Annotated in this window: 13 protein-coding genes and 2 tRNA genes; 2 read left to right on the top strand and 13 right to left on the bottom strand. The window is 44.6% G+C overall.

The features are described 5' to 3' along the window. Window positions 1-10: 10 nt before the first annotated feature. From hpt to spoIIE, 5 genes are all read right to left on the bottom strand, one after another. Window positions 11-550: a hypoxanthine phosphoribosyltransferase gene (gene hpt, locus AC3EBE_RS09390; RefSeq protein ID WP_488594775.1), complete on the bottom strand. Its 540-nt coding sequence runs from the start codon at window positions 548-550 to the stop codon at window positions 11-13. A gap of 27 nt (window positions 551-577) precedes the next feature. Then, window positions 578-1,960 (bottom strand): tRNA lysidine(34) synthetase TilS, encoded by a 1,383-nt coding sequence (tilS, locus tag AC3EBE_RS09385; RefSeq protein ID WP_488594758.1) that lies wholly within the window; start codon window positions 1,958-1,960, stop codon window positions 578-580. A gap of 169 nt (window positions 1,961-2,129) precedes the next feature. Then, entirely contained in the window at window positions 2,130-3,182 is a 1,053-nt protein-coding gene (locus AC3EBE_RS09380; RefSeq protein ID WP_488594757.1) for a serine/threonine protein kinase, read from the bottom strand. After that, window positions 3,151-3,888, bottom strand: a complete 738-nt coding sequence (locus AC3EBE_RS09375; protein ID WP_488594756.1) for a VWA domain-containing protein — start codon at window positions 3,886-3,888, stop codon at window positions 3,151-3,153. Before AC3EBE_RS09375 ends, AC3EBE_RS09380 begins: the two co-directional genes overlap by 32 nt. Window positions 3,889-4,001: 113 nt before the next feature. Beyond that, entirely contained in the window at window positions 4,002-6,476 is a 2,475-nt protein-coding gene (gene spoIIE, locus AC3EBE_RS09370) for a stage II sporulation protein E (RefSeq protein ID WP_488594755.1), read from the bottom strand. 293 nt (window positions 6,477-6,769) lie between these two features. On the opposite strand from spoIIE, the gene AC3EBE_RS09365 reads away from it, so the two are divergent. Both AC3EBE_RS09365 and AC3EBE_RS09360 read left to right on the top strand, forming a co-directional pair. Beyond that, window positions 6,770-6,843, top strand: a tRNA-Met gene (locus AC3EBE_RS09365). 257 nt (window positions 6,844-7,100) lie between these two features. Further along, a tRNA-Glu gene (locus AC3EBE_RS09360) sits at window positions 7,101-7,172 on the top strand. Window positions 7,173-8,291: 1,119 nt separating this feature from the next. On the opposite strand, the gene AC3EBE_RS09355 is transcribed toward AC3EBE_RS09360, so the two are convergent. The 8 genes from AC3EBE_RS09355 to spoVT form a co-directional block, all read right to left on the bottom strand. After that, on the bottom strand, window positions 8,292-8,744 hold the full coding sequence (locus tag AC3EBE_RS09355; protein WP_488594754.1) for a S1 domain-containing RNA-binding protein: 453 nt from the start codon (window positions 8,742-8,744) through the stop codon (window positions 8,292-8,294). A gap of 74 nt (window positions 8,745-8,818) precedes the next feature. Continuing rightward, window positions 8,819-9,217, bottom strand: coding sequence for an FtsB family cell division protein (locus tag AC3EBE_RS09350; RefSeq protein ID WP_488594753.1), 399 nt, complete (start codon window positions 9,215-9,217; stop codon window positions 8,819-8,821). Window positions 9,218-9,237: 20 nt separating this feature from the next. After that, entirely contained in the window at window positions 9,238-9,870 is a 633-nt protein-coding gene (gene yabQ / locus AC3EBE_RS09345) for a spore cortex biosynthesis protein YabQ (RefSeq protein WP_488594752.1), read from the bottom strand. Continuing rightward, entirely contained in the window at window positions 9,867-10,169 is a 303-nt protein-coding gene (gene yabP, locus AC3EBE_RS09340; protein ID WP_488594774.1) for a sporulation protein YabP, read from the bottom strand. Before yabP ends, yabQ begins: the two co-directional genes overlap by 4 nt. Before the next feature lie 89 nt (window positions 10,170-10,258). Next, window positions 10,259-10,531 carry an RNA-binding S4 domain-containing protein gene (locus AC3EBE_RS09335; RefSeq protein WP_488594751.1) on the bottom strand — a complete coding sequence of 91 codons (273 nt, stop codon included), beginning with the start codon at window positions 10,529-10,531 and terminating at the stop codon, window positions 10,259-10,261. 66 nt (window positions 10,532-10,597) lie between these two features. Further along, complete coding sequence (gene yabN / locus AC3EBE_RS09330; protein WP_488594750.1) at window positions 10,598-12,061, bottom strand: bifunctional methyltransferase/pyrophosphohydrolase YabN; 1,464 nt, start codon at window positions 12,059-12,061, stop codon at window positions 10,598-10,600. Further along, the gene (locus AC3EBE_RS09325) at window positions 12,058-13,683 is read right to left on the bottom strand and encodes a putative polysaccharide biosynthesis protein (protein WP_488594749.1); all 1,626 of its coding nucleotides are present in this window, start codon (window positions 13,681-13,683) and stop codon (window positions 12,058-12,060) included. Before AC3EBE_RS09325 ends, yabN begins: the two co-directional genes overlap by 4 nt. Before the next feature lie 370 nt (window positions 13,684-14,053). After that, window positions 14,054-14,590 carry a stage V sporulation protein T gene (spoVT, locus tag AC3EBE_RS09320; RefSeq protein ID WP_488594748.1) on the bottom strand — a complete coding sequence of 179 codons (537 nt, stop codon included), beginning with the start codon at window positions 14,588-14,590 and terminating at the stop codon, window positions 14,054-14,056. Window positions 14,591-14,835 lie beyond the last annotated feature (245 nt).

The following is a 14,835-nucleotide window of genomic DNA, read 5'->3' as shown; positions in this document are numbered from 1 at the left end:
AAGAACTTTGTTACTTCGTATAAACCTCCGGCTTCAATATACCAATATAAGGAAGGTTCCGGTATTTCTCAGCATAATCAAGGCCGTATCCGACTACAAACTCATCAGGGACGATGAATCCGACATAGTCTGCCTGAATGTCTGCTTTCCTTCCTGTCGGTTTATCCAAAAGTGTGACGATCTTGATTGACTTCGCTTTGCGGTAGCGGAAAAGCTCAACCAGATAGCTAAGCGTCAAGCCGCTGTCGATGATGTCTTCAATGATCAGGATATCCCGTCCTTCTACAGATGTATCCAAATCCTTAAGGATTTTGACTTCACCTGATGAAACTGTGGAGTTGCCGTAGCTGGAAACATCCATGAAGTCCATTTCAAGGTACGCATCCACTCGCTTCAGCAAATCGCCCATGAAAGGCATTGCCCCTTTCAGGACCCCGATTGCCAGCGGAAAGCGTTCTTTGTACTCCTCAGTCAGCTCAGCTGCAAGCTGCTTTGTTTTTTCCTGAATTTCTTCTTCTGTAAACAATACTTTTTCGATATCATTTTTCATCATGATCATTGTGCCCCCTGGAAGATATCAATGCTTTATATAAATTAAATGTAGTAACCTGTTTCCATCTTTACTTGCTTCATGGTCCGATTTTTTCAGTCCCGGAAGCCAGAGGATCCGGCCTTCGCGGTCTGTTATAACCGGCCATTCATCCCTTTCGGCTAAAGGAATTTTCATATCGATAAAAATGTCCTTTAACTTCCTGGAGCCCTTCATCCCTTTCAATGTCATCCGGTCTCCCTGCTGCCTTGTGCGAACCATCAGAGGCAAGCCGGAATGCTGAAGGTCAATGATGAAATGGTCCCTGGAAGTAGTGTCAGGAGCTTCGTCCAGCAATTGGGCCTCGATCATGTCGCCATTAGGAAGCATTACGCTAGCTGTTCCATTTATCTCGAAACAATAGCTGTTCTTCTCGGGCGGATTTAATTGAAAGTGGCATTTTCCATACGATCGTATGATTCTTAAACCGCTGGGGAAATCAAGTGTTCCTGATGGATGGGGATTGCGAATTATTGAAAAAATTTTTTCAATATGTATAGCGGAAAGAGAAGCAGGTCGATCTTTGTAAAGATAGTTTAATATTAGTTTAATCCCTCTTCTTTGTAAAGGCATTGGCATCCGCCCAAAGGAACTAATATCAATGGTTATTTTGCTGTCCTCTTTCTTCATTACTTTATTCAATTCTTCCCTCGTTAATTCAACAAGATAATCTTCATCCATCTGCAGCTCTTCGCTAAAACGCTGGAAGTGCTCATGGACAGCGGGATTTTCCTCCTTCAGGAACGGAAGGATGTTTTTTCTGAAGCGGTTCCTGCTATAGTATTCCTTTTCATTGCTTGGGTCGATTCTTGGTACAAGATGATTGATATTACAGTACTCTTCCAGATCTTCTTTCGTCAGGCAGAGGAACGGCCTGAAAATAACCATCTCTCCGAATGGCCGGGAAAATGGGATTCCGGCACGTGCTTTGCCAGAGCTTCCCCTGGTCAGTCTCATCAATACTGTTTCAACCTGGTCATCACCATGATGTCCCAGCGCAAGAAATTGAAGATTGTGTTTGAACATCACTTCCTCGAAAAATTGATAGCGGCATTCGCGGGCAGCCTGCTGGGAGCTCAAGCCTGACTTTTCCATGTAAGCCGGAACGTCCATCCTATTCATTTCGAAAGGAATGCCCAATTGTTCACAATACCCCTTAACATGAAGGGCATCCTGATAGGATTCCTGGCCGCGGAACATATGGTCCACATGGACAGCGACAATCCTGAGGGACTTCTTCTCCCGTTCGTTCCATAAATAATGAAGAAGGGCTAGTGAATCCGGACCGCCGGAGACTCCGACCGCGATTGCTTTATTATGAAGCTGAAAATTGTGTTTCTCGAGAAAAGCATTTACCTTTGTTTCAATCATTTCTTTTCTTCCTTATGTGTTGCCGGTTTAAGTCTATACCCATGCCGGCAAGCCATTAATCTTCTAATTTCAGCTTAACACTTTTAAGCATTCAGAATCAAAAACGAAGCGCAATAAGGAAGCAGGAATTCCTATACTACGAACAAGTCAGCAAAAGGTTTCAAAAAAACTATGTAATCTGGCTATAAATATAAAAAAAATATAACAATGAAATAATGAGGATAATCGTCATCGTCTCTATAGCGGATGACTTTTTCTTTTTCTTTTTCAGGCTGTTTCTCGTCTGGGCTGCCGCTGTATTGCCAGGCGATACGCTAACATTGGCTCTCCTGCTTTTTTGTGTATTGCCCATTGGCTGCTGAGGTTTTTGGCTCGGTGCAGCTGCTCCGGAAGATTGTTGAAAACTTCTGGAACCCGCACTAGGCTGACGAAGCTGCAATAAGTCGGTTCGCATTTCACTTGCGGATTGGTATTTTCCGGTCAACGCTTTCATGATGATAGGGTCATACATTTTAAGTTCGGGACTGCGCTTCACCTTATCCATAATTTCATTGATCCCGCCAGCTTTCTTCGTGAACCTTTTTGGATAAGCTGTATTGATCATGATCATGGCAACTGCAAATAGATCATAGCCTGGATCCGCCTTTCTGCTTCCGAGCCCCCAGTAGCCCCGATCGAAGAATTCCGTGAATTCCTTAATAGCCCTTCCTTGCATTGTTGTTCCACCTACATCAATACATCGGATTCTTGCAGGCGGACCTGTTACGATCAAATTGTCGGGCTTCAAATCCCCGAACACCCAGCCATTTTCATGTAAAACCTGGAGGTCGGCCAATAGCTGGAGAATCATGACTTCCTTCCAATCCTGTCCCTTTTGCTGAAGGAAAGCAAGAAAATCAGGCCCCTTGATAAATTCCATCACATAGAAGCTGACCCGTTTGCCCGGGCGCTCCCAGTCATCTACATCGAGCAAAGAAGGCCCGAGGGCAGATCCCTGGACCTTGGCAAAAGATTTTAACACATTGACTTCCGATGTAATGGACATTCCGTTGTCACTCATTTTCAGCGCTACTTGAGTACTATTATGCCTCGCGAGATAAACAATTCCATTTGCTCCATATCCAAGCTCTTTTATAATCGTATACCGATGATCGTGCCATTTCCCTTGAATGATTGTTCCCGGAATGACTTTACACAGATTCTTCAAAGAAGGATTCATCATCACGTGACAGAAGGCTCCTTAATGACCGTTTTTTATTGAAATAGGATAATGCTTCGCGAATGGCCGGTCCTGTTGGCGTTATCCCGCCGGTTGTAAGCTTGGAAAATATGCTTGTAAGCGATTCAAGCTTCGGTGTCCAATCCAGCAATTTTTCGACATCATTTCTTTTCCCGGGAAATACAAACACCGAAAAACGATTGTCCCCTGTCCTTGCATTCAGGCTCAGGCTCAAGTCCAGCAAGGCTTCCTTCACTGTTGGCAGCTTATGCTTCATGCTTGCGCTTGTGTCGACAAGAATCAACACCTCCAGGCCAACTGTCTCTCCCAGCTCGTCTACCACTTCCATCACTTCACCGCGCTGTTCAGGCGGCAGGTCTTCTACTGTTTTCCCTCCGCCTAAAATCTGCTGAAGCTCCTTATTTACTACTCCCTGAAGGGTCTGGGTCATCGCTTTCCTTGTGACCATCTGAACAGTTTGTGACAGTTGCTGCGAATATACGATCTGGCTGACTCCGCCTCCGGAAAGGGCAATGCCTTCAATTTCCTTCATTCCCTGGTCATCAATGACATCCTGCTCCATGACGCCAATAACATTGACGGTAATTCCCTGTTCCTTTGCTAGGGCAGACATCGCGATCGGATCCTCACCCTGGTTTGAGCAGCCATCTGTTATAAGCAAGATTTGACGGATAGTACCTGTTTTCATGATAATCCCCTCTCTCTTAGACTCTTATAAACAGCCTAATAAATTTGTTACCATTTTCGACGAAGAGAGAGGGAAATATACATATTTGCCTTGGGTTATGTTAAAAATAAACTTTATGCTCTTTTTTGATAGTTCGACACAGGAATGGAAGCCCATTTCGGGATATTATGATCAATCTTCGCCACCAAAACGGTCATATCGTCCTCGATTGAGCCGCCACGTGAACGGATGACTTCCTCCATGATCAAATCAGCGATTGCCTGAGGATCGTCGGTCTGTAATTCATTGATTTTTCGTTTCATCCAAAGATCGTAGTTTTCAACATGCTTAGGGCCTTCAAAGACACCATCGCTCATCATGATCAGCAGGTCTCCAGCTTTAAGCTGTTCCCCTACAACATCCACTTCAAATTCCTGCAGGATGCCCATCGGAAGATTGCTAGCCTGGACTTTCATGATTTTGCCGCCTCGTTTGATGAAGCTGGGCGTAGAGCCAATTTTAAGGAATCGTGCAGAAGCATTCTGCAAATCGATCATCGCAAGGTCGAGTGTCGAGAATACTTCATCGTTCGTCCTTAGTGAAAGAATCGAGTTGACCGATTTAATTGCCACCTTTTCCTCAATTCCTGATTGGAGGATCTGCTGAAGCAGCAATAACGTATCCCTGCTTTCCGAATGCGCTCTTTCGCCATTTCCCATCCCATCGCTGATTGCAATCGCATATTTCCCGCCGCTCAGTTCAATCGTCGAATAGCTGTCCCCGGATACAAGGTCCCCATCCTTAGCTGCATGGGCAACGCCAGTTAAGACTGTATAAGCTTTTGCGGAACGGAAGGTCACATGGCAAAAGCCGTTTGGAAAAGTAGAGCACTCCTCAGAATTAACGATAATATTTTCTTTTAAAATATCGGACAGCATTGGGGCAATCAGCTTTTCGCACTCACCATGACCCTGGCAGTACGGAATGGTCATATCAATATCAACATTCCCCTGCTCAAGGCTATAAATTTCAACATGCTCAATATGGATGCCAAAATCCTGCAGCGCCTCGAGAATCTGTTCCTCCTGTTTTGAATGGTTCTCGCGCTCACGCTGTATTTCCTTAGCGAAGTCCCCCATTACCTCAGATACCCCGAGCAGCTGGTCTGCTACAAGACGCCTGCTTTCCTGGACCTGTTTTTTAAGCTTTTTGTTCGCCTGATAATAGGTCAGCTGCTGCTGCATGATTTCCATTACCTTTTTCGAACGGGTACAGTGCTTGTCCCAATCCCGCGAAAGCTTTTGCGGCACTGCCCCAGAATTTTGGTCCATCTCCTGCATAATCTCACTCATATAGTCATAGGTTGTATTAAAGTTCCTTGTCCAGCAATGGTCCTTTTTAAAACAAGTCTGGCATGTTTTCTCGGTGACATTGCTGAGGAAATAATCCATGTCCCGGTCTGTCTCGACTGTTTCATCCTGAACCTGCAAGGCAGAGAAGCTTTTAGAAAGCGCCTCAAACACATTGGAAAACTGGACAACACGCTGCGCCGTCACATCCCTCATTTTCCTCATATATTGCTGCTGTTCCGCGGAATATTCAGGTGTCCCGGGAATGTATTTTGCGATTCTTGAAGTCATTGATTGAGGGGTAAGCAAAAACAAGAGCACGGCCGCGGCAGATTCCATCAAGGTTTTGCTAAGGGTCCCCCCACCCTCGCCATACATGCCGATCAATAGTGTTGCGATAAAAAGGCCGAGTGCCACTCCTGGTTTCTTTCCTTCTTTCAGGAGGCCGCCCAGCAAGCCCGAAAACGCCAGCAGACTCATATGATAGAAGCTAGAGACATTCGCGAGACTGAATATCAGTCCAGTAACAACACCCACTGTTGATCCGACGGTTGCCCCGGCGACAAAGGAGAAAATCAGCACGAGGTAGCGCGACATGACATGCTCGACTGATAGATCATAGAGAGTCCAGCCAATCGTACCAGTCATCACCGAAGCAAGCATGATGATCAGACAGACAATTTCTTCCGTCTTCAAGGACTGCTTCCGTTTGCTGAAGGTCAAAAGCGGGATACTTTGGAGGAAGATGAAGGTCAGCACAAGGCCTAACCCTGCTTCGACACCAGCCATCATCCCTTCATAGACGGTTATATTCCCCGACAAAATCAGAGCTTTCAATATTTTCCCTATCAAAATACTAAAAAATATATAAAATGGCAGCACCTTTACATCGTTTTTAATCCAGCCTTTGGTCATGCGGTAAATCAGCAAGAATAAGAATACCGAGCTGAAGGTATAGACTGAAGCGCCAATCGACAGTGTCGCGGCTCCAGCCACCAGACCAAACAGCGCAATCGGGGCTCGATCCTTCCGGATGAGGTAAACGGCCGCAAAAAACGGAAGGCTAAAAGGGGTTAACTGTGCCAGGATCAAGGCCCTGCCAAGCAAGAATCCAATAAACAGAAATATATAGCCTTTTTTGAGAAAAAGGTTCTCGATTTTGGATTGCAGCTTCGCCATGCCTTTTGAAATCCTGAATCGTGATTCCTCGAGCTGAACTTCACCGATCGGCTCCATCATGTTCCTTTCTACCTTTTGCATTCAATACACTCCCCGTTTTTTTATCGTTGCAGCTTATTATAAGAGGGAGCAATACAGAAGTTTGTCAAAAACAAGGACAAGCTACCAAGTTTCGTTCGACGGATTTCCCCGTAAACCCAGAATTCCTCGAATTAACTCGTTATCTTCCTGCTAATGGCCTGCTTTTCACTATCGGACAAGCAATTCGGCCTAATATTTTCCTGATGAAAATTTCTGCTTTTCTTTTAAAAATCCATTGACACTATTTTAATATCTATGTATTATATTTCTTGTGCCTCAAAACACAATATCATGGCGGTGTAGCTCAGCTGGCTAGAGCGTACGGTTCATACCCGTAAGGTCGGGGGTTCGATCCCCTCCGCCGCTACTAAGAAAAGTGGAAGTGCCTTGGTCAGCCTCGACAGGCATAAGACGGCTCCTGCAGGAAATCCTGATTTCTGAAAGGAGATGGCTTATGACCCGAGAGGCTAGGCACTGCAGCTAGACAAGACCAAATGCGGAGGCGACTGCTTAGCTCCGACCAGCACTGGAGGGCCGGCAGGTGAAGTCGCTTTTTGACTTCATCGGACGGACCGAAGTGACTCGAGGAGCTAGGAGCCGCAGCTGGACAAAAACGAATTATACGGCCCCTTGGTCAAGCGGTTAAGACACCGCCCTTTCACGGCGGTAACACGGGTTCGAATCCCGTAGGGGTCATACTTAAAAACCTCGTTCCTTTGAATAGGAGCGGGGTTTTTTGTTGTCTATATGTTTTTTCAGATTTTCTGGAAATCTTGCTTATAATTCATTTGATAATTTTATTCACATACTTACCCTGCTGAGCAAAGACGAGAGGGCTAAGATCACTTTCGGACAGGTTCGGAGTTATTTCCTCTTTTTCTGTCCGAATGGGACCGCCTTTCGGACAGTTTTGGAGCTAATTCCTCTATTCCTGTCCGAATGGGACCGCCTTTCGGACAGTTTTGGAGCCAATTCCTCTTTTTCTGTCCGAATGGGACCGCCTTTTGGACAGTTTTGACTCTATTTCCTCTTTTTCTGTCCGAATGGGACCGTCTTTCGGACAGTTTTGGAGCTATTTCCCCTTTTCCTGTCCGATTGAGACCGCCTTTTGGACATTTTTGACTCTATTTCCTCTTTTTCTGTCCGAATGGGACCGTCTTTCGGACAGTTTTGGAGCTAATTCCTCTATTCCTGTCCGAATGGGACCGTCTTTCGGACAGTTTTGACTCTATTTCCTCTAATCCTGTCCGATTGAGACCGCCTTTCGGACAGTTTTGGGACTCTTTCCTCTTTTTCTGTCCGAATTGGACCGTCTTTTGGACAGATTTGACTCTATTTCCTCTTTTTCTGTCCGAATGGGACCGCCTTTTGGACAGTTTTGGGACTCTTTCCTCTTTTCTTGTCCGAATGGGACCGTCTTTCGGACAGTTTTGGAGCCAATTCCTCTATTCCTGTCTGAATGAGACCGCCTTTCGGACAGTTTTGGAGCCAATTCCTCTATTCCTGTCCGATTGAGACCGTCTTTCGGACAGTTTTGACTCTATTTCCTCTATTCCTGTCCGAATGGGACCGCCTTTTGGACAGTTTTGACTCTATTTCCTCTTTTTCTGTCCGAATGGGACCGCCTTTCGGACAGTTTTGACTCTATTTCCTCTTTTTCTGTCCGAATGGGACCGTCTTTCGGACAATTTTGGACCTGTTTCCTTTATTCCTGTCCGAATGATCGCCGACTACAATAAAAAAGACAAGCCTTTTCAAAGACTTGTCTTAATATAGCAATATACCTGCTATTATTTATATTAATTTAGCAGCAAGTTACCCTCTTCTAGCTCCTCTTCCACCGCGCTTAGATTCTGTTGCGCGTTTTAGAGTGGACAGACGGTCTTCACTATCCTTCAAAAATTTCGCCATTTTCGTTTCGAAATTTTCAGGACGGGCATTCCGATTGTCGTTTGGTCTTCCGCCACGCGGACGCTGGGAATACGGTCGATCTGATCTTTCCGGTCTTGCAGGTCTTTCGGGTCTCTCAGGCCTGTCTACTGCCTTCTTAATAGATAAACCAATTTTGCCGTCTTTTTCAACATTGATGACTTTCACCTCAACCTGGTCGCCCACTTTGAGATGGTCATTGATGTCCTTGACGTAATTGTCAGCGACTTCACTGATATGGACAAGTCCCGTTGAACCGCCTGGCAGTTCCACAAACGCCCCGAAATTTGTAATGCCTGTTACTTTTCCCTGTAACTTGCTGCCTACTTCGATTGACATAAAAAAGTTTTGCCTCCTTAAAGATATAAAAAATCAAACTTACATTATATTATACAGAATACGAAAAAAGCGTGTCAATAAGCCGAATCTTGGGATTCCTTTTTATCTTTAGGAAGGTTAAAGATGATTTCATTCTTTTCCGACAAGAAGTATTCTCTGCGAGCAAGCTTGGCTATGTATTCATCGTCGTTCAGCTTGACGATTTCTTCATCAAGGATTTCCTGTTTCTTTTCCAGACTTGCCAATTTTTGTTCAAGTACTTCTTTTTCTTTCTGCTTTTTTTCAAGGGTGGCAGTCTGTGAAACGAAGGTTGAGATCATCAAATAAGAGATGACCGCGGCAAAAAGTCCAAAGACTGCGAGTCGCCTGAATAACAGCTTTCGCTTCCTGCTTTCTGCAATCCCTGCTATTTCACGCTGCTGTACATACTGATTTTCAATTTTAGCTATGCTCTGTTTCCTGATGACACCCATCCTCGCAGTCCTCCTTATATTTATTTTTTAAATTTCTTCAACCATTTTATCGGCACTAAAGAGTAATTCTTTACTATAATTAGAAATCCTGCCAATTTATTATATAACTTCTCGACGCTTTTTTTAATCTTTTTCGGCAAAAGTTTCCAAAAAAGCAATAACAGCATCTGGACTGGCTTCCATAGAAGTTTAAGTACCCATAATAAAACGGCAAGAAGCCATTTAACAAGAGCATAAAGGCCTCTTCCCGACAGGATTAACAATGATAAAACGGTAGCGGCCAAAAACTGCACAGGCCTAATGACCAACAATCTGACAGTCTTCACCAAGAATATATAAATACTGATTGTAATCGAAATCGTCTTTTCCAGCATCTTGAGGTATATTTTCTTGAACAGGCTCTGGTAGGCCGCAAATCCGCAAAGCAAGGCAAGGAAAATATAAAAGCGCAATTCACCCATATTGACCGAAAATAAGACGTAGAAAATCAGCAGGCCCTGGAGCAGCCAAAACAGGATGTCATTGATAAAGACGATCCACGACTTTCGTTTTGCCCTTTTCAAAAATCGGTTATGTGTATCAAGTGATGCTCCGAACAAACTTCCCATCCCAATCATCGCGAGCATCGTTAAAAATTGGGTAGACAGCGTCATCGGAATAACTTGCTAAAGAAGCCTTTAGCTTTCTCCCCATGCTGGTCATCCAAGTAGACCAGGTCAAAAATTTTTCCTTTGATCGACACAATGCCTTTATCGACATCCAGGTTTATCATCTGGAGGTTCTGGCCTTTGATCGCCAGGAATCCCATGACTGTTTCAAGCAGGAATTCTTCGTTATCAAAGCTTTCGACTTGCTTTACGCCCGTGATTTCCAGTGTACGCCTGCCCCTCATGACCAGGTCATGATCTGGCAGATTGCTTTTCGTTTGATTTGTTTCATAATATTGGCTCATCATTACCCCTCACAATCGCATAATGCACTTTTGTACATGTTTATGATTATGTGAGGGAGAATAGAACAAGCCTTCAGCTGATTTCGGTTTTACTCTTCGTCATCACCCGGGATGCGCTCTTCACCAAGCATTGTATACATCTCGGCTGCTTCATCCTTACGGGATGTTTCCTGAATGCGGTCAATCCTTACAGAAACGACCTTTTGTCCGAAACGGATCGCCAGCTCATCCCCTTCTTTCACATTCGTGCTCGCTTTTGCGGGTACGCCATTCACGGAAATCCTTCCTTGATCGGATACTTCCTTCGCTAAAGTTCTTCTTTTAATTAATCTAGACACCTTTAAAAATTTATCCAGCCTCATTGTATCTAAACCCCTTTTTCAATATTGGATTGATTTACCTTCTTGAAATGACCTGTTTTTCCAGAGCTATAAACCTTGTCTCTTTGCTTCTTCCCAAAAAGCATCAAGCTCTTCAAGAGAATAACTTTCTACCGGTTTTTCATTTTCAGCAGCTTTCTGTTCGATAAAAGCAAAACGGCGCATGAATTTCTGGTTCGCCTTGTATAATGCCTCTTCCGGATTGATTTGGTAATGCCTCGCGAAGTTCACAAGCGCAAACAGCAAATCTCCATATTCGAGTTGGACATCATCCTGAAGCCCATTTTGGCTGATCTCGACTGACAGCTCATCGATTTCTTCCTTCACCTTATCGAGGATTGGTGCTGCCGTTTTCCAGTCAAAGCCTACTTTGGCTGCTTCCTTTTGCAATTCGTAAGCCTTCAGCAGGTTCGGGAGACCTTTGCCGGCACCCTCGAGGAGCGATTTCACCTTGCCGCCCTTTTCCTGCTCCTTGATAGCCTGCCAGTTTTTCATGACATCCTCTTCATTCTCTGCGGTTACATCACCAAATACATGCGGATGCCTGCGGACCATTTTAGCAGAGATTGATTCAATGACATCATCGATGGAAAAATAACCTTCATCCTCACCAATCTGAGCATGGAGAACCACCTGCAGCAAGACATCCCCAAGTTCCTCCACGATATGGTCGATGTCATCATTATCAATCGCCTCAATCAGTTCGTATGCTTCTTCGATTAGATACTTCTTTAAGGATGTGTGGGTCTGCTTTTTATCCCACGGACAGCCATTTGGTCCCCTTAATTCAGATATAATTCCACGAAATGTCTGAAAGTCCTTGTATAAAATTTGTTCGTCTTTTACCGGCGGGACATAGACTGACGTTAAATTGCTCAATTCGACTTCCCTGTCCAATTCATACAGCGGCACCTTTTTGATGACCTCATCCCTGCTCCCGGCTGCGGTCACGATATAGACATCGTATTCATCAGGCAGTTTTTCCATCAAGGTAAGCTTGACCTCGGATGCAACAAAAGAGTCATACACTTGTCCGATGATGGTGTGGTTTTTCAGCAGCAATGAATCCCTGGAAAGCTCCGTACCATCAAGCAGCTGGAAGCCTTCAATTGGATCGATCTTCAGCGCCTGGAACATTGCGTCGAGGAAGCTCTGTCCGCCGCCTATCTCCAGTTCAATCCCGCGCTCCGGCCCTCTTTCAAGCAAAAGCTGAACCGTTCTCTCAGCAATCAGCGGATGGCCAGGAACGGCATATGTGATATGGTTTTCCTGCGCTTTTGCAAGCAGTGTCTCGGTGATTTCCTCATACACCTGCTCAAACTGATCATGTTTTTCATACACCTCATCAAAAGATTGGAACTGCAAACCTTCCTTTTCCAGTTCCGTTACAACCGGATGCTCTTTCGTCCGTAAAAAAAGGTTATGCTCCTGCTTCAAGCTCCGATATACACCAAGCGGAAGCTGGTCCAAATCCCCCGCACCAAGCCCGATGATCGTCAGTTTTTTTGTCATTTCCTGCGGCCCCCTGTCTTATTGAAAAATAACTGCACAAGCCTGCTTCCGAATGGAAGGGCCAGTAATTCTTCTTCGTTCAACGCTTTCGTTTTTACCAAAACAATGAAGTAAACCAATGCACCAAGCAGCACGCAGCTTAAAGCCTGCAATACTGCAGCCAGCCTGTCCGGTTCTATATACTGGTATAGGAAGTCCGTGATATTCAGATAAAAATATAAGAACAGGCTCATAGTCCCGGATGAAAATAAGATTTTGACAATAAAAGCAGCAGAGAGAACCGGCTTGCCCAGAACCATCCGCAATCTCGCAATAAGAACAACAAGAACGACAGCCATAGCCAGCAATGTGGCATACGCTGCTCCCATTGCCCCTTGTTCCGGGATGAAGACCAGATTTAAACTATATTTTAACGCAAAGCCTGCCAGGACAGCTACAGCCGGGAAAATGGTCCTGTTCAGGCCCTGGAGGATGCTCGTTATCGTCAGGATAACTGATCCTAGCAGAACCGTTAAACTTAATAATCCGAGAACATTGGATCCGTCTGCATTTTCAAACAGCATGATATTTACCGGCATAATGATGCTATACAATCCTGCTGATGCTGCAGCGCCAAATAGGAGGCTTGCTTGCAGTGCCAGCCTGATTTTTGCAAGGATCATTTCCGGCCGGTTCCTGGATTGTTCCCCAGAGATCGCAGGAACGAGACTTAAGGACATTGATGTTGCCACCACGGTTCCAAGCTGGATTAAGGGCTGTCCTCTGTCAAAAATCCCTTTCGAAGCCTTTGCCTCCTCTGCAGGCAGCCCCATTTCCCTTAACAAAGTATACATATTAAGTGAATCTGCCAGCTGAAACATGATTAGCAGCATGCCGCTGATGCTGATCGCGAACCCTTGGACAATTAGCGCCTTCACTACCCAGCCAGCATCTGCAAACAGCATCTTGGCCTGAAAATTTTTGAACAGGCCTGAGGTTTTATTTTTCAGGTAAAAGTAGCTTAATACCGCAGCCGATACCAATCCTCCGGTTACCGAACCAAATACTGCCCCCGCACCAGCAACATATAGGGAATATCCCTGCTTCACAAAAAACGCGGACAGCGCCAGGATGGTTGCCACTCTTATGAATTGCTCGGACACCTGCGATACGGCCGTCGGCACCATATTTCCCTTCCCTTGAAAGTATCCCCTGAACACAGAGATAAATGGAAAGATCAAAAACGGAAATGCGACAACCTTAAACAAAAGGCTGAGTTCAGAGTCGCCAATTTTCCAGGCAATCCAATCAGCACCGAAATAAAAGAATGAAAACAGCATAACTGCCAGGAAGCTCAAGAACAGGAAGGATATCGCCAGCATCCTGTCTGCTCTTCCGCTGTTACCTCCGGCCTGCTGTTCTGTATACAGCTTGGATATGACAACAGGAAAACCATAAGTAGATAAAACCATGACAATCCCAAAGAAAGGATAAACCTGCTGATATATGTAAAAGCCAACATCCCCGACAATATTTTGAAATGGAACGCGATATACTGCGCTCAATATTTTCGTAACAAGGGCCGCCAGAGTCAGGACCATGGCTCCCCTGATCAATTCCTTCGAACCTTCAACGGGCTTCATTGCCCATCTCCTTCCAATTCAAGTATCAAAAAGTATTATATCATAAGGCGCAGGCGGCTCCATCAACGCATAAAAGCATGCGATAAGTTTTTAAAAAGGCTGTCTTCGTAAAGAATGTTGTTAAAATCCAAAAGCCGATTTTAACGTGATAAAAGCCATTTCGTATGCAGGTACTAAGTTAGCAAGCTCTTTTCTCATAATAAGCGTTAGTTTGGGAAGAAACTTGAGTAATTCAATTCTATTTCGTAGTCAACAGCAACAAAGTTTGAGAAAAGAGCCTTTAAAAAAGAAAAAGGGGCAGCCTCGGCAGCTGCCCTTTTTAATGAAATAAGTGTAAAATGTCGGGTAAAAAGTTTATTGCGAATAATGATTATTGCTCCATTTGCCTTGCAAGGAACCCAGCAGCAGTTTCAACCGCTTTTTGTTCCACATCGCCAAGTGACCCTTCCTTAGAGAAGATGATCACTGCGCCAATCGGATCGCCATTCGCAATGATTGGCCCAATTGTATAGGCAGAAGCAGGTTCTTCATTTCCTTCCACAAGCGAAATCGCCGATTGCTGGTTTACAAGAGTGGAGCTGCGGTCTTCCATCGTCTTTTCGACAAGTTCACTGATGTTTTTATTCAAGTAGTCCTTCTTTGAACCTCCGGCTACCGCGATATAAGTATCGCGATCACAGATCAGTACCGGATTTCCCAGGCTGTCGTATAGCGCTTCTGCGTATTCCTTTGCAAAATCGCTTAATTCGCTGATTGGAGAATACTTCTTAAGGATGACTTCACCATCACGGTCCACGAAAATCTCAAGTGGATCACCTTCGCGAATTCGCAGCGTTCTTCTTATTTCTTTAGGAATGACGACACGACCTAAATCATCGATTCGACGAACAATACCAGTTGCTTTCATCCAACGTTGCCTCACTTTCATCTGATGATTATTATTTAAGCTGTTTTCGTTATGAAAAAGCTTTTGGTAATGACAATTCCAGCCTTAATTAATCATCCTTACCAAGTTTGAACTTAGTATCTTTCATATGGAAAGTTCTATACACTTCTAAAAATATTTTCTCTGAAGTGATAAAGGTGCCAAAAACGGATAAACCTTCCAGCTGTTATTTTCATACACCTTATGAAATACCCTTGTCTCAGTTT

This window comes from Mesobacillus sp., assembly GCF_057785455.1.
Note: the sequence above shows the minus strand (reverse complement) of the source record. Positions and strands in the feature narration are given on the sequence as shown.